Annotated in this window: 18 protein-coding genes; 10 read left to right on the top strand and 8 right to left on the bottom strand. The window is 61.4% G+C overall.

The window, feature by feature from the left end; genetic code table 11:
- The first annotated feature begins 5 nt into the window (after positions 1–5).
- From ACZ6YA_RS19055 to ACZ6YA_RS19045, 3 genes are all read left to right on the top strand, one after another.
- Positions 6–1,421 (top strand): efflux transporter outer membrane subunit, encoded by a 1,416-nt coding sequence (locus ACZ6YA_RS19055; RefSeq protein ID WP_465898638.1) that lies wholly within the window; start codon positions 6–8, stop codon positions 1,419–1,421.
- A 91-nt stretch (positions 1,422–1,512) separates the two neighbouring features.
- The gene (locus ACZ6YA_RS19050; protein ID WP_465898637.1) at positions 1,513–2,403 is read left to right on the top strand and encodes a universal stress protein; all 891 of its coding nucleotides are present in this window, start codon (positions 1,513–1,515) and stop codon (positions 2,401–2,403) included.
- Positions 2,404–2,618: 215 nt separating this feature from the next.
- Complete coding sequence (locus tag ACZ6YA_RS19045; RefSeq protein WP_465898636.1) at positions 2,619–4,754, top strand: TonB-dependent siderophore receptor; 2,136 nt, start codon at positions 2,619–2,621, stop codon at positions 4,752–4,754.
- Positions 4,755–4,785: 31 nt separating this feature from the next.
- Here ACZ6YA_RS19045 and ACZ6YA_RS19040 read toward each other — a convergent pair whose 3' ends face one another.
- The 3 genes from ACZ6YA_RS19040 to ptrR form a co-directional block, all read right to left on the bottom strand.
- Entirely contained in the window at positions 4,786–5,307 is a 522-nt protein-coding gene (locus ACZ6YA_RS19040) for an acyloxyacyl hydrolase (RefSeq protein ID WP_465898635.1), read from the bottom strand.
- Between the two features lie 259 nt (positions 5,308–5,566).
- The gene (locus tag ACZ6YA_RS19035; RefSeq protein WP_465898634.1) at positions 5,567–6,010 is read right to left on the bottom strand and encodes a carboxypeptidase-like regulatory domain-containing protein; all 444 of its coding nucleotides are present in this window, start codon (positions 6,008–6,010) and stop codon (positions 5,567–5,569) included.
- A 77-nt stretch (positions 6,011–6,087) separates the two neighbouring features.
- On the bottom strand, positions 6,088–6,954 hold the full coding sequence (gene ptrR, locus ACZ6YA_RS19030; protein ID WP_465898646.1) for a putrescine utilization regulator PtrR: 867 nt from the start codon (positions 6,952–6,954) through the stop codon (positions 6,088–6,090).
- A gap of 105 nt (positions 6,955–7,059) precedes the next feature.
- Here ptrR and ACZ6YA_RS19025 point away from each other — a divergent pair, with 105 nt between their 5' ends.
- Complete coding sequence (locus ACZ6YA_RS19025) at positions 7,060–8,445, top strand: aldehyde dehydrogenase family protein (RefSeq protein WP_465898633.1); 1,386 nt, start codon at positions 7,060–7,062, stop codon at positions 8,443–8,445.
- 36 nt (positions 8,446–8,481) lie between these two features.
- Here ACZ6YA_RS19025 and ACZ6YA_RS19020 read toward each other — a convergent pair whose 3' ends face one another.
- Together ACZ6YA_RS19020 and ACZ6YA_RS19015 are read right to left on the bottom strand one after the other, a co-directional pair.
- Positions 8,482–10,389: a DEAD/DEAH box helicase gene (locus ACZ6YA_RS19020; RefSeq protein WP_465898632.1), complete on the bottom strand. Its 1,908-nt coding sequence runs from the start codon at positions 10,387–10,389 to the stop codon at positions 8,482–8,484.
- Positions 10,390–10,429: 40 nt separating this feature from the next.
- Positions 10,430–11,329: a helix-turn-helix domain-containing protein gene (locus tag ACZ6YA_RS19015; RefSeq protein ID WP_465898631.1), complete on the bottom strand. Its 900-nt coding sequence runs from the start codon at positions 11,327–11,329 to the stop codon at positions 10,430–10,432.
- A gap of 182 nt (positions 11,330–11,511) precedes the next feature.
- Between ACZ6YA_RS19015 and ACZ6YA_RS19010 the strand changes: the two genes are divergently transcribed.
- The 5 genes from ACZ6YA_RS19010 to ACZ6YA_RS18990 all read left to right on the top strand — a co-directional run bounded on the left by ACZ6YA_RS19010 (position 11,512) and on the right by ACZ6YA_RS18990 (position 16,780).
- Positions 11,512–12,870, top strand: a complete 1,359-nt coding sequence (locus ACZ6YA_RS19010; protein ID WP_465898630.1) for a glutamine synthetase family protein — start codon at positions 11,512–11,514, stop codon at positions 12,868–12,870.
- A 67-nt stretch (positions 12,871–12,937) separates the two neighbouring features.
- Positions 12,938–14,026, top strand: a complete 1,089-nt coding sequence (locus tag ACZ6YA_RS19005) for a polyamine ABC transporter substrate-binding protein (RefSeq protein WP_465898629.1) — start codon at positions 12,938–12,940, stop codon at positions 14,024–14,026.
- A gap of 14 nt (positions 14,027–14,040) precedes the next feature.
- The gene (locus ACZ6YA_RS19000) at positions 14,041–15,336 is read left to right on the top strand and encodes an NAD(P)/FAD-dependent oxidoreductase (protein ID WP_465898628.1); all 1,296 of its coding nucleotides are present in this window, start codon (positions 14,041–14,043) and stop codon (positions 15,334–15,336) included.
- 375 nt (positions 15,337–15,711) lie between these two features.
- The gene (locus ACZ6YA_RS18995; protein ID WP_465898627.1) at positions 15,712–16,305 is read left to right on the top strand and encodes a DUF1842 domain-containing protein; all 594 of its coding nucleotides are present in this window, start codon (positions 15,712–15,714) and stop codon (positions 16,303–16,305) included.
- Positions 16,306–16,324: 19 nt separating this feature from the next.
- Positions 16,325–16,780, top strand: coding sequence for a DUF1842 domain-containing protein (locus ACZ6YA_RS18990; RefSeq protein ID WP_465898626.1), 456 nt, complete (start codon positions 16,325–16,327; stop codon positions 16,778–16,780).
- A 42-nt stretch (positions 16,781–16,822) separates the two neighbouring features.
- On the opposite strand, the gene ACZ6YA_RS18985 is transcribed toward ACZ6YA_RS18990, so the two are convergent.
- Entirely contained in the window at positions 16,823–18,199 is a 1,377-nt protein-coding gene (locus ACZ6YA_RS18985; RefSeq protein WP_465898625.1) for an L-serine ammonia-lyase, read from the bottom strand.
- Positions 18,200–18,345: 146 nt separating this feature from the next.
- On the opposite strand from ACZ6YA_RS18985, the gene ACZ6YA_RS18980 reads away from it, so the two are divergent.
- Complete coding sequence (locus ACZ6YA_RS18980) at positions 18,346–19,317, top strand: LysR substrate-binding domain-containing protein (RefSeq protein ID WP_465898624.1); 972 nt, start codon at positions 18,346–18,348, stop codon at positions 19,315–19,317.
- On the opposite strand, the gene ACZ6YA_RS18975 is transcribed toward ACZ6YA_RS18980, so the two are convergent.
- Positions 19,295–20,956 carry a phosphoethanolamine transferase gene (locus tag ACZ6YA_RS18975; protein ID WP_465898623.1) on the bottom strand — a complete coding sequence of 554 codons (1,662 nt, stop codon included), beginning with the start codon at positions 20,954–20,956 and terminating at the stop codon, positions 19,295–19,297. The genes ACZ6YA_RS18980 and ACZ6YA_RS18975 overlap by 23 nt on opposite strands.
- 43 nt (positions 20,957–20,999) lie before the next feature.
- Entirely contained in the window at positions 21,000–22,415 is a 1,416-nt protein-coding gene (locus ACZ6YA_RS18970) for an undecaprenyl-phosphate glucose phosphotransferase (protein ID WP_465898622.1), read from the bottom strand.
- Positions 22,416–22,528 lie beyond the last annotated feature (113 nt).

Below are 22,528 nucleotides of genomic sequence, written 5' to 3'. Positions count from 1 at the left end.
TGGTAATGCCCCGACATGCCATCATCCTCTGTACCGCACTGCTGTGCGGATGTTCCCTGGTCCCCGACTACCAGCGCCCGGCAGCGCCGGTCGCCGAGCAGTTCCCGCACGGGCCGGCCTACCAGGGCGACCTGCAGGCTCGCAGGCCGGCGCAGGACTGGCGACAGGTGTTTCAAGACCCTGTGCTGCGCGGGCTGATTGACGACGCCCTGGCCAACAATCGTGACCTGCGCGCGGCGGCGTTGAACGTCGAGGCCTACCGCGCACAGTACCGTATCCAGCGCGCCGACCTGCTGCCCAAGATCAGCGCCGATGCACAGGGCCAGCGCCAGTATCTGCCGCGCAGCATGACCGGCACCAACCAGGGTATGATCTCGTCGACCTATGCGGCGACCCTGGGCGTCAGCGCCTACGAGTTGGACCTGTTCGGCCGGCTGCGCAGCCTCAGCGACCAGGCGCTGCTCACCTACCTGGCCAGCGATCAGGCCCGGCGCAGCACGCAATTGAGCCTGGTGGCGAGCGTGGCCAGCGTCTACCTGACCTGGCGCGCCGACCAGGAGCTGCTCACGCTCTCGCTGGACACCCTGGCCGCCGACGAACGCAGCCTGCGCATGACCGTCAACCAACGCCGCGCTGGCACGGTGTCGGCGCTGGACCAGATTCAGGCACGCACCAGTGTCGACAGCACCCGCGCCGCCGTGGCGCGCTACAAACGTCAGGTGGCGGAGGATCTCAACCAGTTGACCTTGCTGGTCGGCGCACCGGTAAACGACAGCCTGGCCGCCCTGCCGCTGGCCGATGAACAGATCGCCGGCCTGCCCGCAGGCCTGCCTTCTGACTTGCTGCGCCGCCGTCCGGACATTCTCCAGGCCGAGTACCAGCTGCAGGCGGCCAATGCCAACATCGGCGCAGCGCGGGCGGCGTTCTTCCCCAGTATCAGCCTGACCGCCAACGCTGGCAGTACCAGCCCGCAGCTCGATGGCCTGTTCGACGCGGGCACCGGTACCTGGCTGTTCCAACCCCAGATCAGCCTGCCGATCTTCACCGCCGGCAGCTTGCGCGCCAGCCTGGACTACGCGCAGTTGCAGAAAGACCTCCAGGTGGCCCAGTACGAAAAAGCCATCCAGAGCGCGTTTCAGGAAGTTGCCGACGGGCTGGCGGCACGCGCTACCTACCAACGGCAACTGCAGGCCCAGCGCGATCTGGTGGCGTCGAACCAGCGTTACTACAACCTGGCCGAGCACCGCTACCGCATTGGCGTGGACAGCAGCCTGACGTTCCTCGATGCGCAGCGCTCGCTGTTCAGCGCGCAGCAGGGGTTGATCGGTGACCGCTTGGCGCAGTTGGTGGCGGAGGTGAACCTGTATGCGGCGTTGGGTGGCGGGTGGCAGGCGGCCGAAATATCCAGCACGCCAATGTGATGGACCGCAGTGCCAGCCGTTACGGGTCTAGACTGAACTGACAAGATCAACAGGCATGAACCGGGGGGCTGCCCACACGTGGAGGTGTGCGATGAGCCAGTTCAAGCGTTTGTTCGTGATGCTCGGCCCGCAGATGCGCTACTCGCCGGCGCTGCAGCGCGCGGCGGCATTGGCTGAATCCAGCGGCGCACTGCTGGATATCAATGTGTTCGTCGACGATGTCGACACGTTCGGCCTGATGAGCGACGGCCGCGAACGCGAGCGGCTGCTTGCCGACAACCGCCAATGGCTGGCCGACGCCAGCGAGCACTTGCGTAATGCCGGCCTGGATGTGTCCACCGAACTGCTGCTGACGCGCGATCCGCTGGGCAGCGTGATCGAACGCATCGAGCAACAGGGCTGCGACCTGCTGGTCAAGGATGTGCAGCACGAGCCGGTGCTCAAGCGCCTGCTGGTCACGCCACTGGACTGGCAACTGCTCAAGGACAGCCCGGTGGCCGTGCACCTGGTCAGCGACATCCGCCTGCCGCTGCCACGGCAGATCGCTGTGGCGGTCGACCTCAACAGCGTGGGTGCTGGCGAACACCTCGACGAGCAGGTGATTCACTGCGCCCATGCCCTGGCCCTGCAATGTAACGCCGAGCTGCACCTGGTGCATGTATGCGATGCGGCCAAGACCCACATTGCCGACTTTGGCGCCGGCACGGTGACCATGCCCGGTTTCGAAAGCAGCGTTCGCACTGCGCAACGAGCTGCGTTCAATCGCCTGGGCGATCATCATCAAATTCCCCTGGAGCGCCGACATTTCCTTGAAGGCGCCGCCATTCGGGCGATTGCCCAGTTCGTCAGCCACAGCCGGGTGGATGTGATCGTGATGGGCAGCCACCGGCATGATGCCATGCAGACCTTCCTTGGCGGGACCACGGCGCATGTCGTCGAGCATCCGCTGTGCAACGTGCTGGCAATCAAAGGAATGAATTGAGTTTAAAGTCAGGTTTTCCCGCTGGTATACCAGAACTGCTCTAGCAGTAGGTTACCAAAGGGATTGGTCTTGCTAATCATTTTGCGGACCCAGGAACCTCGATGGTATCTGGCACACCAGTACTATTTAAAAAGAATGCATTTGATAATGATTCGTAGTAGTTTCGCGGCGCTTGTCACCCTTCCCTAGCGCCCTACTTCAGGATCGTACCGTCGATGCGTCGCACGTTCGTTTCGCTTTGTGTGCTTCATGCTGTCTCCCCGCTGGCCTTCGCCGAGCCCGAAACGCTCAGCGACCCTGCCCATGTCGAACTCCAGGCCTTGAGCATCATCGGCAGCGCCGACAGCGAGCGCGCCGACGGCCCGGTCGACGGCTACAAGGCCAACCGCTCGGCCAGCGCCACGCGCACCGACACCGCCTTGCACGAAACGCCGCAGTCGATCAGCGTGGTGCCCAAGGACGTGCTCGAAGACACCGGCGCCACGCGCCTGCAGGATGGTCTGGACTACGCTGGGGGCGTTGGTCGTGCCAATAACTTCGGTGGCCAGGGTCTGACTACTTTCACCGTGCGCGGTTTCACCACGGGTGAGTTCTACCGCAACGGCTTCCCGATCAATCGCGGCTACCCCAATGCCCCCGATGCCAACAGCGTCGAGCGCCTGGAGGTCATTCGCGGCCCGGCCACCAGCCTGTATGGCCGTGGCGACCCCGGCGGGACCTTCAACGTGGTCAGCAAGCAGCCGCTGCGCGAACCCAAGGTGACCCTCGGCAGCCAGTTCGACGACCAGGGCATGCACCGGGCCACCCTGGATGCCACCGGCCCGCTCAACCAGGACGGCTCGCTTGCCTACCGCCTGAACGTGCTGGGTGAAGGCGGCGACAGCTTCCGCGACGACGTCGAGAGTGAACGCTACGACGTTGCGCCCGTGCTCAGCTGGCAGGTCAACGACGCTACCAAGATCGTCTTCGAAGGCGATTTCATGCGCAACAATCACCCGCTGGACCGCGGCCTGACCCGTCTGCCCGGCCAACGCGGTACCGCTTCGCGCGACACCAACATCTGGGAAAAAGGCAGCGACAACCTGCTGCACAACGACAACGACATGGCGCAGTTGCGTTTCGAGCATGCGCTCAATGACGACTGGACCCTCGCCGGCGGCTTGCAGTGGCTGGACGGTTCGCTCAAGGGCAACGCCGTCGAAGCCAACGGCCTGCAGGCGGACGGCCGCACCCTGGGGCGCAACTTCAACTACCGCAAGCTGGAGTGGACCGACCGTGACTATCAGCTGAACCTCACCGGCCATTTCGACACGGGCGGCTTCGCCCACACGTTGCTGACCGGTATCGAGTACGAGGACTACGACTACAACTCGATCATCCAGCGCTCGGCCGCCGGCAGCGGTGCCTACCCGATCGATATCTTCGACCCGGTGCTGGGCCAGCCCCGCCCTGCCCTGACCCGCACCACCACCCATGACCGGGAAAACCTCAAGACCTGGGCAGCCTTCGTGCAGGATCAGGTTGCCCTCACCGACCGTTTGAAGGCCCTTGCAGGTGTGCGCTTCGAGCGTTACGAGCATGACTACGACAACAAGCTGAACAATGCCGGCGATTTCAGCAAAGGCGAAAACGGCGTGACGCCACGCTTCGGCCTGCTCTATGACCTCACCGATACGCTGGCCGTGTATGCCAACACCGCACGCTCGTTCAAACCCAACACGGGCGTCAGCCTGCAAGGCACTGGTTTCGACCCGGAGAAAGGCAAGTCATACGAGCTGGGGGTGAAATGGGAAGCGCTGGATCGTCAGCTGAGTGTCGATGCCGCGATCTACCACATCGTCAAGGAGAACGTGCTGACCCGTGATCCTAACGATCCGAGCGGCACCTACAGCATCGCGGCCGGTGAGGTACGTAGCCGGGGCCTGGACATCAACATTGCCGGCAACCTGACCCCCGAATGGCGAGTGATCGGTGGCTATGCCTATGTCGACGCCGAGGTCACCAAGGACAACACCGTGCCCACCGGTACCCGCTTGGCGAACATTCCTCGCAACAGCTTCAGCCTGCTGAACACCTACGAGTTCCAGGATGGCGTGGCCAAGGGGTTGGGCCTGGGCGTTGGGGTGAAGTACATCGATGACCGTGCCGGCCAGACCGCAGCGACCACTTACACCATGGAGCGTTACAGCGTCGTCGACCTGCTCAGCTTCTACAAGGTCAACGAGCATGTGCGGCTGAACCTGGATGTGAAGAACGTGTTCAACAAGGGCTATGACGAGGGTGCGTTCAATACCTACATCTACCCGGGCGCACCGCGCACAGTGCAGGCCGGGGTTTCCTACACGTTCTAAGCGGCTGGGGCCGCCCTGCGGCCCCTTGGCTTCAGAAACCTTTGCTGTAGAACAGCGAGTACGACTCGATACCGTCGTTCGGTTGCTTGATGCCGGCGTTCGAGTAGTGCATGGCGCGAATGCCGACTTTCTGCTCGCCTGGTAACTTCAGGCCAAAGCCGATGCGGTCTTCGAAGTTGACGGCCGAACCCATGCGTTGATTTCCGACGTCAGTCTTGGAGAACGCCGCCAGGCCGATACCGGCCTCGATGTAGGGGGTGTAGGTGAAGCCGCTGAACTCGTAGGTGAATACCGGGGTGAACGACAGGGAATGGGCGCCGCTGGCGTCACCCCCTTCCCAATAGGTGTAGGCCGCATCCCAGTAGCCACTCACGTAACCGGTGCTGCTTTCCAGCCATTTCTTGTCCCAATCGAAGGACAAGCCGATACGGTAGGTCATATCGCCTTGACCAGTAGCGCCCACGGCGCCCGAAACCTGCGCGGCCTGGGCCAGGTTGGCCCCGGCCAAAGCCAATACGGCAGCCGCCACTGTAGTGGCGAGACGGGTTTTCATCGATGACTTCTCCTGATGGTCGACACGGGCAAGCGGAGGCTTTTCGCCCCTCGATTTTTAACGGTGGCCGATGCATCCAACCGGTCACACGAGGTAATACTTTTCTGATTATTGCCCAGATAATCAGAAAGTTGAAAGTTGAAAGTTAATTGCCACTAAAGGCTGATTCGCCTGGCTTGAGGTCTTTGGCGCTCTCAAGATCGAGCGCCGCCCGCGCGGCGCTCGATCTTGAGAGCGCTTGAACATCAAGGCGTGCACCTCAACGCCAGTTGAGGTTCACCGTGACTGGAGCCTTGCCATTCACGGTCACCTGTTGCCTGACGGTACTGCCCTCTGCCTGACCGATGACGGTGTACTGGCCTGGCGGTAGCTGTACATAGAACAAGGGTCCGACATCCTGCACGCTGAGCAACGTATTGCCCTGTGCATTCTGGATCTCCACCGAGGCACCGCTCTGAAACTTGCCTTCCGGCCCGGTCGAGAGTTCGACGTGCAGGTCATAGCCCGTGGTCTTGCGCAGGGCATTGGCTTCATCCTGGCCAATACCGCCCTGCAGGTAACGAACGCCATTCTGCTCTTGGGGTTGCAGCTGCACGGCCTGCATGTCGATGGGGGCATTCAGGTCGGCGGCAGCGGCGAGCATCCAGGGAAGCACCAGCGCGAGCAGCAGCGTCGCGCCCAAGGCATAGTGATGGTTGCGCATGGTTCGCCCCTCCTTGTGGGGATGGCTTACCTATTATCTGATGCCCTGTCGCGCCTGGCGTTCGCCCTGATGCGTGGTCAGGCCGCGCGCCGCTCCTCAAGCAGTTTCACGAACATGCTCAGGCTGCGCGACACCGTCCCGCGGCGCCACACCAGCCAGGTTTTGAGGTAACGGAAGTCCTCCGACATCGGCCAGGCGCTGACCGTGCTGCAACCGGGCATGTTGTCGAGCATGCTGCGCGGCAACATGGCCAGGCCGGCGCCGGCACTGACGCAGGCGAGCATGCCGTGGTACGACTCCATCTCGTGGATCTTGCCGGGTACCGCCTGGTCCTGGACGAACCAGTTCTCGAAATGGTGGCGGTACGAGCAGTTGGCACGGAAGGCGTAGATGCTCGCACCATTGACGTCCTGGGCGCGGGTCACCGGCGCGTGGTTGAGCGGCGAGATGATTACCATCTCTTCTTCGAACACCGGCATGCCTTCGAGCGTGGGGTGCAACAGCGGACCGTCGACGAACGCCGCTACCAGGCGCCCGGACAACACGCCTTCGAGCATGGTCCCGGACGGCCCGGTGGACAGGTCGAGATCGACTTTGGGGTAACGCTGGTTGTAGGCCGCCAGCAATGCCGGGATGCGCACTGCCGCCGTGCTCTCCAGCGATCCCAGGGCGAAGGTGCCCTGCGGGTCTTCGCCGGCCACGGTCAGCCGCGCCTCGTGCACCAGGTCGAGAATGCGCCGGGTGTACTCGAGGAAGTTCCAACCGGCAGGCGACAGGCGCAGGCGGCTTTTCTCGCGGATGAACAGCTCGACGCCGAGGTCTTCTTCCAGTTGCTTGATACGTGTGGTCAGGTTCGACGGCACCCGATGAATATGCTGGGCGGCGGCGCTGATGCTGCCCTGTTCGGCCACGGCCTTGAAGATCTCCAGTTGCACCAGATCCACAGTCATTCTCCAAACGTGAATGTTTCGCTCATTATTATTCAGTTTTCATTAAACCCCTAGCCCTCTAGTCTGGCCTAACTGATTAACAACAACGAGTGTCCAGCCATGAGCCAGATCAGCAGCCTGACCCACGCCATCTCCCTCGATCCGCATAGCGGCGAGCAGATCGGCAGCTACCCGTTCGACACCGACGCCGCACTGGAAGCGGCGCTGTATCGTGCCAAGGCTGGCTATCGTCAGTGGCGCCAGGTGTCGCTGGGTCAGCGCAGCGAATACCTGCTGGCCCTGGCCGATACCCTGCAGGCTAAAGCCGAAGCCTTCGCGCAGATGATCAGCCGCGAGATCGGCAAGCCGATCAGCCAGGCCCGTGGCGAAGTGGCCAAGTGTGTCGGCCTGTGCCAGTGGTATGCAGAGCACGGCCCGGCGATGCTCGCCGCCGAGCCGACTCAGGTGGAAAAGGCCCGTATCGAATACCGCCCGCTGGGCCCGATCCTGGCGGTGATGCCGTGGAACTTCCCAATCTGGCAAGTGCTGCGCGGCGCCGTGCCGGCGATCCTCGCCGGCAACACCTATGTGCTCAAGCACGCGCCAAACGTGATGGGCAGCGCCTACCTGCTGGGCGAACTGTTCAAGGATGCCGGGCTGCCAGAAGGTGTGTTCGAGGTACTCAACGTCACTCCGGAAGGCGTCACCCGTGCCATCAACGATCCACGTATCGCCGCTGTGACCCTCACCGGCAGCGTGCGCGCCGGCATGGCCATCGGTGCCCAGGCCGGCGCAGCGCTGAAGAAGTGCGTGCTCGAACTCGGTGGCTCCGACCCATTCATCGTGCTGGCCGACGCCGACCTGGATGCAGCGGTCAAGGCTGCCGTTATTGGGCGCTACCAGAATACCGGGCAGGTCTGCGCCGCGGCCAAACGGTTGATTGTCGAAGAAGGCATCGCCGAGGAATTCACCCGTAAATTCGTCGAAGCGACGCGCCAGCTGAAAGTCGGCAACCCGCTGGAAGATGACACCTACATCGGTCCGATGGCACGTTACGACCTGCGCGACGAGCTCGATGGCCAGGTCCAGGCGACCTTGGCCGAAGGTGCCACGCTGCTGCTGGGCGGCAACAAGATCGAGGGCGTGGGCAACTTCTACGCACCGACCGTGTTTGCCAACGTCACTCCGGACATGACCGCATTCAAGCAGGAGCTGTTCGGCCCGGTAGCGGCAATCATCACCGCCCGCGATGCCGAACATGCCGTGGAACTGGCCAACGACAGTGAATTCGGCCTGGCGTCGACCATCTACACCGCGGACTACGCCCTGGCTGAGCGCATGACCGCAGCGCTGGATACTGGTGGCGTGTTCATCAACGGTTACTGCGCCTCCGACCCCCGCGTGGCATTCGGTGGGGTGAAGAAGAGTGGCTTTGGGCGCGAACTGTCGCATTTTGGGGTGCGTGAGTTCACCAATGCGCAGACGGTTTGGCTGGATCGTAACTGATCCGATGACGGGGCCGCCTCGCGGCCCCCGTCAATTTCAATCGCGGATCTGGTCCTTGACCCAGTCCAGCATCCCACCCGGCACGATCAACTCATGCCGCGCCCGCGAACACGCGGTGTACAACCCCGCCAGCATCCGCGCGCGCTCATTGCGATTACCCGCCACTACCGGTGCGACCATCAGCTCCGGCGACACCATCACCCGCGCGAACTCCATGTTCTTCACATCCCGTACGCGCCCCAGGAACAGCTTGGGGGCCTTGTCCCAGCGGTAACGGCTCTTGGCCTTGGCAAAGTGCTCCGGGGTGTAGCCCTTGCGCAGCATGTTGGCCACGGCAACAAAGGCCTTGTCGTCGCCCTTGTCCTGCTCCAGTGCCTGCCAACTGGGGTAACGGAACAGCATCGGGTGGCGTGGTCGCGTGCCGTGGCGGTACAACTCGATGCAATCCTCGACGAACAGCTCGAAGTCCTTGCGCGCGCTTTTCAGCAGTACGAACGGCACGCCCTGGTGGGTCAGGCGCTGGAACCAACCGAACAGGCCCCATTCATCATCGACGATCAACGCGGTGGGGTGCGCAGGCACGGTCACGGTGTCGAAGAAGCTGACCCGCGTGTAATGCTCGGCACTGCCGCTGAATGCGGCCTGGATAGCCGCCGGGTGTGCCTGGATCAAGGGGTTCAGCACGTTATCCATGGCCGGCCCGGCACGCAGCGAATGGTCGATGTAGCGCTGGCGGATGAACCCCCCATGGTGTGGGCTCAGGCCGTTGAGGTTTTGCAGTTCGTCACCCAGGGCGATGACCGACTGCGGGCTGCGGTCGAGCACACTGAGCATCGGCGCAGACAGCTCATGGGCCTCGTCGACAATCACGTGGGTAAAGCGGCTGTCGATCAGTTCGGCCGTCAGCGACAGCAGCTTGACCCGATGGTAATCGCGCACGGGCAGCTGGACCTCACGCGATGAAGGGCGGATCAGCTCCTGCCAATACAGACGGGCCTTCTCCAGCAGAACTTCCTGATCCAGCGGCGAGGTACCGGGGCCGGCCCAGGGCAGGTGGTGCAACTGCAATTGGCTGTCGCCGCTGCGGCAGAAGCTGCGTACCGCCTTGATGCACAGGGCCACCACATCGCGCGCGGCCAGTGGGCCGATATCGGGGATGGCCAGCCATTTCACCACCTGTGCTTCCTGCGGGCGCCACGACAGCTTGGTGCGGTAAGGGTCGCGCAGGCGCCAGCCGTTGCTGGTGAGGTCGCGGTTGAGGATCTCGTCGGCCAATTGGCCGAAGGTCATCGCCTTGTAGGCCGCGGCATCCTTGACCCGTGCCTGCAAGGCGCGCAGCTGGCCTTCGGTAAGGGCCAGGAGCAACGTGCGTTGCGGGTCGAGCAGGCGTGCGAACTGGTGGATCAGGAATGTCTTGCCGGTGCCGGCAAAGCCCTGCACCGCCACCGAATCGTCCACGCCAGATAGGAACTCGCGCAACAGGCGATTCTGCTGATCACTGAGCAGCAGGTCGCTGGCGAGTGACGGCAGGTACACCGGGTGCAAGGGCGTTACCCGCTGGCGGTAGCTGTCGGCGAACTGGAAGTTCCATTGGCCTTCGGCATCCTGAAATTCATCTGGCGTGTATTGAACCTCTGCCGAGACCAGCGCTATGCCATTCTCACCCAGCATGCCGAGCCCCATGGCGAATGCTTCGCGGTCGAAATGCTGTGCCACCTGGCCTTGGAAACGCCCTGGGGCAGCCGCTTCCACTTCATTGGCAATGCGCACGATTTCTGCAAAACGCCGCTCTTGGGCATCGGCGCAGAGGTTGGCAGGTTGGCGTGGCAGGTTCTGCACGAACAGTACGGCGGCAGCCTCGACCAGGCTGGCGGTGTGAAAGAAGTCAGTAGGCTCGCTGGCCAGGCGGTCGGCCTGGTCGCTGGGCAATGGCAGGTAGAACATCGGAACCTCGGGTGGAAACTGCCTGGCACGATAGCAGGTTTCAGGCCCGCCTGCGCCGCAGCGTCTCGCTCGGAAACTCCTTGAATAATTGCCTGTAACTCTCTGAAAACCTGCCTAAATGCCAGAACGACCAACGCATGGCGATCTCCGCCACAGTCATCTCGCCGCCGCGCAGCAGGTCACGTCTGGCGCCATTGAGCCGGCGTAATCGCAACCACTGCGCCGGCGGCATACCGGTAAAGGCCTTGAAAGCCTGCTGCAGTTGACGCAACGAAACGCCCGCAACATCAGCCAACTCCATCAAATTCAAGGTTTCTTCCGGGCAGTCAGCAGCCCAGTCGCTGACGCGCTGCATGATCGCCCGCTCCTCACCGCGACGCCCCAGCGCGCCACCTTGCAGCCGTTGGCAAGCGTTGTCGAGGATAAACAGGCAATCTTCCAGCAACTGCTCGGCCAGCGCCTGCCCTTCAAGCGGACAATCCGCTTCGCCAAGACGGGTGAGTGTGGCACTGAGCCAACTGCCGAACAACGCGTTCTGCCCACTGCCCAGCGGCACCATGAACAAGCCCTCGAGGCGCTGCGGGTCAAGCCCATGCCGCGCCAGGAACGCCTGGTCGAATACCACCGCGACTTCCTGGTAATGCTCCGGTGTGATCCAGATATTCCGGCTCTGCTCGTTGAGCAGGTACAAGCTGTTCTCGCTGCGGTCGAAGCAGAAGGCCAGCGAACCGCTCGGAGCACGAAAGAACTGCTCGACCCGAGTGTTCAGGCGCTCTTCGTATACGTCCACGCCATCCAGCCCCAAACAACGCAGCTCGCCACTGAAATGCCCTGGCGACATCTGCCGGTACTGCTGCTGCCAACCGGGCGTGGCACGCACTTGCTCGGTCACATCAGTGGTGTGGAAGGCCTGAACCTGCAGGGCATTGGGCGTTGTCACGCGTTGTCCTAGTTGCACTCTTTTGGTGCATTGATTACCGGAGAAAGTGGATAGATCGCCACGGGGGCTGCGACCAAGATAGTCGTCAGTGCTTCACCTGGGAAGGGCTGACTATTCGAAAGCCAGTAACGGCCTTCGCGGGCAAGCCCGCTCCCACAATAAAACCCAACCAAGAGGTCTGTATGAACGCCCCCTTCGATCAGCTCTCCACCTGGCTGAAAGAACACCGGATCACCGAAGTCGAATGCGTGATCAGCGACCTGACCGGCATCGCCCGCGGCAAGATCGCGCCGACTGCCAAGTTCCTCCACGAGCGTGGCATGCGCCTGCCTGAAAGCGTGCTGCTGCAGACCGTTACCGGCGACTACGTCGACGACGATATCTACTACAGCCTGCTCGATGCCGCCGACATCGACATGGTCTGCCGCCCCGACCCGACGGCGGTGTATCAAATCCCCTGGGCCATCGAACCCACCGCGATCGTGATCCACGACACCTTCGACAAGCAGGGCAACCCGATCGAACTGTCGCCGCGCAACGTGCTGAAGAAAGTGCTCAAGCTGTATGCCGACAAGGGCTGGCAGCCGATCGTCGCGCCGGAGATGGAGTTTTACCTGACCAAGCGCTGCGAAGACCCGGACTTGCCCCTGCAAGTGCCGCTGGGCCGCTCGGGCCGGGCTGAAAGCGGGCGTCAGTCGTTTTCGATCGACGCTGCCAACGAATTCGACCCGCTGTTCGAAGACGTCTACGACTGGTGCGAACTGCAAGGCCTGGACCTCGACACCCTGATCCATGAAGACGGCCCGGCGCAGATGGAGATCAACTTCCGCCATGGCGACGCGTTGGACCTGGCCGACCAGATCACGGTGTTCAAGCGCACGATGCGTGAGGCAGCGCTCAAGCACAACGTTACCGCCACCTTCATGGCCAAGCCGATTACCGATGAGCCGGGCAGCGCCATGCACCTGCACCAGAGCGTGGTCGACATCGCCACCGGCAAGCCGGTGTTCGCCAACGACGATGGCAGCATGAGTGAGCTGTTCCTGCACCATATCGGTGGCCTGCAGAAGTACATCCCCAAGCTGCTGCCGATGTTCGCGCCCAACGTCAACTCGTTCCGCCGCTTCCTGCCGGACACCTCGGCGCCGGTCAACGTCGAGTGGGGTGAGGAAAACCGCACCGCCGGCTTGCGGGTACCGACCTCCAGTCCCGAGGCGATGCGTGTGGAAAACCGCCTACCGGGCGCCGACGCCAATCCTTACCTTGCGATCGCCGCGAGCCTGCTGTGTGGCTACCTGGGCATGGTCGAGAAGATCGACCCGAGTGCGCCGGTGCAGGGCCGCGCCTACGAACGGCGCAACTTGCGCCTGCCGATCACCATCGAGGACGCCCTGCAGCACATGGAAGACTGCGAGACCGTGCAGCAGTACCTGGGCAAACAGTTCGTCCAGGGCTACGTGGCGGTCAAGCGTGCCGAGCATGAAAACTTCAAGCGTGTGATCAGCTCGTGGGAGCGTGAATTCCTGCTGCTCAGCGTCTGATCGCCTGGGGCGCATTTGCGCCCCCTCCTACACCGAACTCGAAGAACAAGACCAAAGAGGTGTCGACATGCGTCATCTGCAAGCCCTGATTCCCGCAGCATTCAGCCTGCTGTTCGGTTCAGCCGCCCAGGCCCAGCCTAGCGTCAGCGTATACAACTGGACCGATTATATCGGCGACACGACGCTGGCCGACTTCCAGGCCGGCAGCGGGATCAAGGTCGTGTATGACGTGTTCGACTCCAACGAAACCCTGGAAGGCAAGCTGCTCGCCGGCCGCACCGGCTACGACGTGGTCGTGCCGTCGAACCATTTCCTCGCCCGCCAGGCCCAGGCCGGCGCCTTTTTGCCACTGGACCGCAGCAAGCTACCGAATTGGAAACACCTGGACCCGAAGCTGCTCAAGCAGCTTGAACAGAACGACCCCGGCAACCAGTACGCGGTGCCGTACCTGTGGGGCACCAACGGCATCGGCTACAACGTCGAGAAGGTCAAGGCGGTGCTGGGCATCGAGCGCATCGATTCCTGGGCGGTGCTGTTCGAGCCCCAGAATCTGAAAAAGCTCAAGCAATGCGGGGTCGCCTTCATGGACTCGCCTGACGAGCTGTTCCCGGCCATGCTCAATTACCTGGGCATGGACCCGCGCAGCGAAAAGCCTGGTGACTATGCCAAGGCTGAAGCGCGCCTGCTGGAGCTGCGTCCCTACATTACCTACTTCCACTCCTCCAAATACGTTTCGGACCTGGCCAACGGCGACATCTGCGTGGCGTTCGGCTACTCCGGCGACGTGTTTCAGGCCGCCAACCGTGCGGTCGAGGCGAAAAACGGCGTGAAGATCGCCTACAGCATTCCCAAAGAGGGCAGCAACCTGTGGTTCGATTTGCTGGCTATCCCAAAAGACGCCAACAACCCCGAACAAGCCCTGGCATTCATTAACTACCTGCTCGAGCCCCAAGTGATCGCCAAGGTCAGCGCCACGGTCGGCTACGCCAACGCCAACCCCGACGCCAAGGCCTTCATGGATACATCGCTGGTCGACAATCCCGAGATCTACCCACCCCAGGCAGTGCTGGACAAGCTGTACATCTCCAGTACCCCGAGCCCGAAGATCATGCGCGTCATGACCCGCTCCTGGAGCAAGATCAAGTCCAACCGCTGAGCCGAGAACGCGCCATGCCTTTCGATATCCAACACACTGCGTCGTACTACGCCGCCACCGCGCGTGATACCGCGCCCTACCCCAGCCTCGACGGCGAACTGACTGCCGACGTGTGCGTGGTCGGCGGTGGCCTCACTGGCGTCAACACCGCGCTGGAGCTGGCCGAGCGCGGCTTGTCGGTGATTCTGCTGGAAGGCCGGCGCATCGGCTGGGGCGCCAGCGGGCGCAACGGTGGCCAGCTGATCCGCGGCATTGGCCATGACGTCAGCGGTTTTGCCCGCTACGTCGGCCAGGACGGCGTGCGCTACCTCAAACAGGCCGGCATCGACTCAGTAGCGCTGGTGGCAAAACGCATCGAGCAATACGACATTGCTTGCGACCTGCGCTGGGGCTTCTGCGAGCTGGCCAATACGCCGGCCCAGTTCGCCGCCTTCGAAGACGAACAGGCGGAGTTGGCCGAGCTCGGCTATCGCCACGAAACGCGACTGGTCGGCCCTGATCGCCTGCACGAAATCGTCGCCAGCGACCAGTACGCCGGTGGCCTGGTGGACACAGGATCAGGCCACCTGCACCCGCTCGACCTGGTTCAGGGCGAAGCGCGCGCTGCCCACAGCCTGGGCGTGTGCATCTTTGAGCAAAGCCCGGTAGTGCGCATTGAGCATGGTCCCACAGTGACCCTGCATACCTCACGCGGCAAGGTCAGGGCACAGAGCCTTGTCCTCGGCTGCAACGCCCACCTTGATGAGCTGGAACCACGCCTGAGTGGCAAAGTGCTGCCAGCGGGCAGTTATGTGGTCGCCACTGAGCCCCTGCCCGAGGCCGTGGCCAAGGCACTCATTCCGCTGAACATGGCCATGTGCGACCAGAAAGTCGGGCTGGACTACTACCGACTGACCGCCGACCGTCGCTTGCTGTTCGGCGGCGCCTGCCACTATTCAGGACGCGACCCCAAGGACATCGCCGCGTACATGCGGCCCAAGGTACTCAAGGTATTCCCGCAACTGGCCGAGGTGCGCATCGACTACCAGTGGGGCGGCATGATCGGCATCACCGCCAACCGCTTTCCCCAGGTCGGACGGCTGAGCCAGTATCCCAACGTATATTACGCCCAGGGCTATTCCGGGCACGGCCTGAACGTCACGCACTGGACGGCGAAACTGCTGGCCGAAGGAATTGCAGCCGGGCATAGCCAGGGGTTGGATGTATTCAGTGCCGTGCCGCACCTGACCTTCCCGGGCGGCAAGGCGCTGCGCTCACCGCTGCTAGCGCTGGGGATGTTGTGGTATCGGTTGCGGGAGGTGCTGAGCTGATCCTGCCAGTCGCCAGGGGCGCGAGTCGAGCCCTTGGCACCAGATAAAACGCCTGAACTTAAAAATGCAATCAATTGATAACTAGGAGGATTTAGAGCTAATCTCGAAACAACATTAAGTACTCAAAGCATTACGTCAGACCACTTGTCGGAGATAGTGCAAAAAGGCCATCACGGTTTGGCCGCCCTGCTTTACTCAAGCGGGCTGCCAGGCAGGCGGCACCGTACAGCAGGGATGGCTGCACAAGACGGCTGATAACAGCCGCTCGCACCGGGCCGTTAGTCACCCGCGCCCACCTTCCTCTTTCCTCGCCTTATCGCCCGCCTGCGCAGTCATGTATGAGTCTGTCATTCATCGAATGCAATGGAGGCAATCATGTCTGAATCACTGCTCGCACCTTCGGCCGGACTGTTCCCGGTCTCCTACCAGATCGGTAACAACGCGCCCGGCGCCCAGCGCCTGCAGCTGGACTTGCTGGTCTACACCCCGGACCGCAGCTTGAACGGCCACGCGCAAGTCACCCAGACCACCAACCCGCCACTGGACCTGCAGCTGGACACCTGGGGTAGCTACAGCTACCTGACCGTGCAGCCACCAAGCGAAGGCAAGATCCTGCTCACGGTCCAAGGCAACCACGGTGGCGCGCATGCCAATTCACCGCTGTTGCTCAAGCTGCAGGTGCTGCTCGAACATGACTGGCAGCGCGGCGTGGCCAACTATCAGTACTTCAATGGCCAGCGCTGGGTGAACGTGGACAATGTGCCGGTGGTGCTGGAAGGTCAGCGTATCAAGCAGTTGGCCAACGTCGACCTGCAAACCGAGTTGCACAACGCAACGCTGGAGGCAGTCATCGCCACCGGTGATGGTGCGCAGCTGAAAGGACTGGCCGGCAGCGCCGTCGGCAAGGCCCTGCACCAGGCGATTGAATCGACCACCAGCCCGGCCACCAAGGCCGCCAAGAAAGCCTGAGCAGGCAAGGAGCGACAACATGGCTATCGGACTGTTTCACACCCGCTTGAACGTCAGCAACGGTCTGCTTGGGGCGCCGGTCTTGACCCTTGACCTGCTGGTGAACACCGTGACCAAGAAAGTCACCGGCAAGGCGCGGGCCTCCCAGACCACCTACCCGCCACAGGTGTTCCAGGCAAATGTCTGGGGTGACTACAGCGAGCTGCAGTTTGCCCCGGCCGGCGCGCCTTCGATCGTGCTGAGCCTGGACGGCAGCCCCAGTGGCCCGCTCAGCCAGATTGCGCAGACGTTCCACCTGCACGGCCTGCTGGATGCCGAGTGGAACACAGGTTCGGCCAGTTACCGTTACCTGAGCAACGGCCACTGGATCGACCAGCACGGTCGGGTACGCAAGGCGCCGGATATCACCCACCAGGACCGGCCGCAATTGGCGCAGCGCTTGAAGGCAGCGATCAGCCAGCTGCAGGGCGCATAACCTAATGTTCGCCGGCAAGCTACCTTGCCGGCGAACATCTGATCAGCACTCGACGAACGCGACAGCCAGGCCGCCGCGCGAAGTTTCCTTGTAATTGGCATGCATGTCCGCACCGGTATCGCGCATGGTACGGATCACTCGATCCAGCGATATGAAGTGTTCGCCATCCCCTCGCAGCGCCATCTGCACGGCATTGATAGCCTTGACTGCGGCAATCGCGTTGCGCTCGATGCACGGCACCTGAACCAGCCCTCCGACCGGGTCGCAGGTCAGGCCCAGGTTGTGTTCCAGGGCAATTTCGGCAGCATTTTCCAGCTGCGGAGGCGTCGCGCCCAGTACTTGCGCGAGGCCGGCAGCGGCCATCGAGCAGGCGGAGCCCACCTCGCCTTGGCAGCCCACTTCGGCACCGGAGATAGAGGCGTTTTTCTTGCACAGGATGCCGACAGCGGCGGCCGCTAGCATAAATGCCACCACGTCGTCGTCGCACGTCTCTGGGTTGAACTTCATGTAGTAGTGCAGCACTGCGGGGATGATGCCCGCCGCGCCGTTGGTAGGCGCGGTCACCATGCGCCCGCCGGCGGCGTTCTCTTCGTTGACCGCCAGGGCGAACAGGTTGACCCACTCCATGGCGCTCAAGGTCGAGCCGATCACGTTCGGCTTGCCCAGCTCCTGCAGGCTGCGGTGCAGGCGCGCGGCGCGGCGCTTGACGCCCAGCCCGCCTGGGAGGATGCCTTCATTGCGCAAGCCGTTGACCACGCACTCGCGCATCGCCGCCCAGATGCGCAGCAAACCTTCACGCACTTCGGTTTCAGGGCGCCAGGCGCATTCGTTGGCCATCATCAACTGGGCCACGCTCAGCTGGTGAGCCTTGCACAGGGCCAGCAACTGAGCGCCGCTGGAGAACTCATAAGGCAAAGTGACCGCATTCGCCTCGCTCGCAGGCGCATCGATTTCACCTTGCTCGACGATAAAACCGCCGCCGACGGAATAGTAGGTCTGGTTAAACAGGCTGCCCTGCCCATCAAAGGCTTCCAGGCTCATGGCGTTCGGGTGATAGGGCAGGTTCTCGTCCAGCAGCAGCATGTCGCGGCTGTAGACGAAGTTCAGCGGTTGGCTGCCATCGAGCATCAAACACTGCTCCTGCATCACCTGGCCGATACGCGACTCGATGGTAGCCGGGTCGATACGGTCCGGCCACTGCCCCATCAGGCCAAGCAAGCAGGCGCGGTCGGTGGCATGGCCCACGCCAGTGGCCGATAGCGAACCATACAGCCGCACCTCGACTCGGCTCACCTGCCCCAGCAAACCCTGGGTATGCAAAGCCTGGGCAAAGGTCGCCGCTGCCCGCATCGGGCCTACCGTGTGGGAGCTGGAGGGGCCAATGCCTATTTTGAAAAGGTCGAAAACACTGATAGCCATGCTAATGCCTGACCACGCTCGGCTCAAATGCCGACACGCGGTTATCGGAAGAAATTGAACGCAACTGCGGATTGGCGCGATACTGCGCTGCTCAAGCGTTGATGACCAACGAAAATTCCTAAGCAAGGCTTTAGTGGTACTAAACGATGCGACGACAACTCAATGGCCAGATGTTCGTCTGGCTGCATGTTTTCTCCTGTGCGGCCCGGCACTTGTCGTTCACCCGCTGCGCCGAGGAGCTGCACATCACCCCCGGTGCGGTCAGCCAGCAGATGCGCCAACTCGAAGAGCGCCTTGGCTATCGCCTGTTCCAACGCCGGGCCCGCGGCGTGGAGTTGAGCGCCGAAGGCCAGCGTCTGGCGCAGACGGTGGCCGAAGCCTATGGCAGCATCGAAGCCGAGCTGCTGCGCCTGGATGCTGGCGAAATACGCGGCACTCTGCGTCTACGCTCGATTCCATCCTTCCTGGCCAAGTGGTTGACGCCTCGGTTGCCACGGTTTCAGCAGCGTTACCCGGATATCGAGTTGCGCCTGGTGGCCGAAGACAGCGCCCACGCGCTGCACCCCGGTGACTTCGACCTGGCTATCGACCTGAACGATGGCAGCTACCCGGGCATGCTCTCCACACCGTTACTGGACGAACAGATCTTCCCGGTCTGCTCGCCTGCCCTGCTGCGTGGCCGGCCGCCGCTGCACGGCCCGGCGGACCTGGCGTACTATCCGTTGCTGCATGACATCACCGCCTGGCGCGGCAGTTCCGACTTTGCCGAATGGGAGTTCTATCTGGAAGGCATTGGCGCATCAGGGCTGGATGTGCGGCGCGGACACACGTTCAACCGCAACCACCTGACCATCGAGGCGGCGATTGCCGGCGTCGGCGTGGCGATTGCCCGGCGCACCTTGCTCAACGATGAGCTGGAGCGCGGCGCGTTGATCGTGCCGTTCGGGGTACCTATCGCCAACCACAAGCGCTATGTGGTGCATTACCCTCCGGGCGGGCTGAACCAACCGGGGGCGCGAGCGGTGCATGACTGGCTGGTGGAAGAAGCGAGGAGTTTCCTTATGCAGCATCCCCTTCAAACCAGCACTGCCGTGATCACTGCGCCACAACCCGTTTGACATCGAAATCGAACGATGGCACATAGCCGGTGGCGAGCTGGTGCGGGCACTTCGACGAGACGAAATCGTTGCTCAACAGGTCTTGGGTACTGTCATATCCCGGCATCGAAATGCCGGTGATATTCAGCAGCGTATGCGGTAACGAAGAGATACTGGCGCGCTGCCCTTCCCTGTCCTTCAGCTTCTGCAGCTTTTGTGACTGTGGCTCGGACCAGTTATCGGACGCCCAGATAAACGCTGCGACCGAAAGGTCATACTCGTTGCCCATACCATGGCCCAGCAGGTTGCGGCTGTCGTCCAGCAAGTTCTCTCCATGATCTGATGAATACACCAGCAGCGACTTGCGCTGGCTCGCCTTCAGCTGATCGATGAGAATCCCCAGCAGCCAGTCGGTGTACAGCACAGAGTTATCGTAATCGGCGGTAATCCTGTCCTTCGCGCTATGTGTTGGTGGCTTGAACTTGGCGAACTCACGCGGGTAGCGGCGGGCATAGTCAAAATGGCTGCCTTTGATATGGATGAAGATCGCCTGTTTCTGTGCACCGCCTTGCTGGATGATGTTTTCGTACTCCGAAATCAGCGCGCCGTCGTAGCTGCGCTCGAAGTACTGGCGGTTTTGCGCCTCCGCAGCAATTTGCGGAATGATCCCGCCAAAGCTGTCCACCTCCTGTGATGACAACCAGTAAGTCTTGTAGCCGGCAGCGCGATAAATCCCCACCAGTGACTTGGTCGAGGCGATCAGGTCCCAATTCCTGATGGGCTCGAGGCTGAGCAGTGAGGGCACCGCAACCGACGTATAAGGCGCAGTCGTGCACATGCTGTTGAATTTGAACACACCGGACGTCTTGTCAAGATTAGGCGTGGTTGCGTTGTGGTAACCGAACAGCGACCAATTATGCGGGCGCGATGACTCACCAATCACGAACACCAGGGTTTCTACATCGGCATCTTTCGATATTGCGGTTATCTTGACTTCCGATTCCAGGCGCTGCTTTATGTAAGTTTTCGATTCTGTGTACAAGCTCACCGTCAGGCCGAGTTGTGACAGATAACCCATCGGCGTGCTTTGATCTTTGGCCACAAGATCGAGCACCGCGCTCTTGCCAAACGAATTAAGTTTGACGGTCTTGTAGAAGTACGCCCCATACCCCAACAGCAAGGCCGCCACGGCAAAACAGAGCACCGCTTTGTTGGTGTACAGCCTGCGCCGGTAAAGGCCGGCCAAGCCGACGCCATAACACACCGCAAACACCAACAGCACCATTCCGATTGAATGCCAGTAGGTCACCAGAAAATCACCGGCTTCTTTGTAGTTGGTCAAACCAATAAAAAGATAGGCCGCCGTCAGCCGTGAGCCGAAATTAAAGACCAGAAACAGATCAACGCTGGCCGCCAGATAAAAGGGTAACAAAAACACATGAACCTTGAACTGATTGGTGGACACGAACCGTATTGCCAGCAGCCATAGCAGTGAGATGGCGAGTGTATAAAAAACCAGCAAGTCCGTTTTCGAACACCTGCAGTCGGCGAACAGCCTGAGCAACAACGGCGACAACAGAAATGACCACAACAGCAGGGTCGGCCACTCTGCTTTTGCCACTTTGGACGCACCTTCACCCAGCCAGGACAGGGTTCTCATTGTTCGATGTCTCTCTTCGGAGTGCCAGGTTGAACGCGATCCGCTAGTAGGCCTGCTTGCCGGTGAAGGCATTGAGGGTCCGCACCAGGATCACGAAGTCGAGCCAGAGTGACCAGTTGTTGATGTACTCGATGTCCGAGTTCACCCGCTGAATCATCTGTTCGATGTCCTTGGTTTCACCGCGGTGTCCGCGCACTTGTGCCAAGCCGGTCATGCCTGGCTTGATATTATGGCGAGCGAAGTAATCGACAATGTCCTGGGAATACAGCGTGTCGTGCTGCAGTGCGTGCGGGCGCGGGCCCACCAAGGACATCTCGCCCGTCAGCACATTGAACAGCTGCGGCAATTCATCAAGGCTGGTGCGGCGAATGAAAGCGCCGACCCGGGTCAGCCTTGGGTCATTCTTCTGCGCTTGTTGCACGACGCCACTTTCAGGCTGGTGCACGCGCATGCTGCGAAACTTCCAGATGCGGAACGACTCACCGGTCCAGCCCGTGCGTTCCTGACGGAAGAACACCGGCCCTGGGCTGTCGAACTTGATGACTGCAGCAACCACCAGCAATACCGGAGAGGCGCACAGCAGGATGAACGCTGCCAGCACGCGGTCCTCGAGGTTTTTCAGGAACAGGCTCATGCCCGTCAGCGGTGTTTCGGATAAGGTCAGGACCGGAATACCGGCAATTTCACGAACGCTGTGGTTGATCAGACGCAGGGAGAAGATGTCCGGCACCCAGTTGACCGCGATACATTTGTCCAGCAGCCTCAGGTAGACATCGTTGATCAGTTCCGAGCCACCGAGTGGCGTCACGATGTATACCGTGCGGATAGCCTGCTTGGCGATGATCTCATCAAGGTCGCCAATACGTCCCAGAACAGGCAGGCGAAGTTTCGCCCCTGCCGCATCCGGGCCCTCCGCTTCGTCGATGAGCACGCACCCCACCACCCGTTCACCGAACCAGGGGTTGCTGCTTATCTTCTGATAAAGGAAATTGGCCAGGTCGCCCCCACCAATAATCAAGGCATTGTCCAATCGAGCGCGGGCGGTAAAACGCTTTTGCAGTTCACGCACGACGATGTGCAGCGTTAACTGAACAATATAGCCAATGACAAATAACTGCCCGACCAGCAAGCGCGAGTAAGTTTCACTTTGCTTGGTCACAAAGGCGATGACCACGAGAAAACAGAACGTCGCCGACCACGCCTTGAATAACCTGAAAGCCTTTACGGAAAGCCCAACGTTACTTCGATAGATTGCATAATGATCGTAAATGACAGCCAATGCACCAATCAGCAACAACAGCATGATTACATAGTCTGAGGTAATATAACCAAACCGGTCGTAAATCAGGTACCACGCAACACCGGTGACAGCCACCCCGTCCAGCCCTGCTTGAATGGCGTTACTCACGCTACTTCTGCGCTGGAGCAAGGAACGGCTGCTTCTAGGCTCGAATACCATTATGAGGCCTCATTTATAAGTGCGCGACAAACGCATGTCCATTACACCAACGCGATAAAACCAACCTTAGATTTAATACAAAATCATTAAATTTCGACCCCGGCACCCCACGC

Source organism: Pseudomonas sp. NPDC090752 (genome assembly GCF_055584805.1).
Note: the sequence above shows the minus strand (reverse complement) of the source record. Positions and strands in the feature narration are given on the sequence as shown.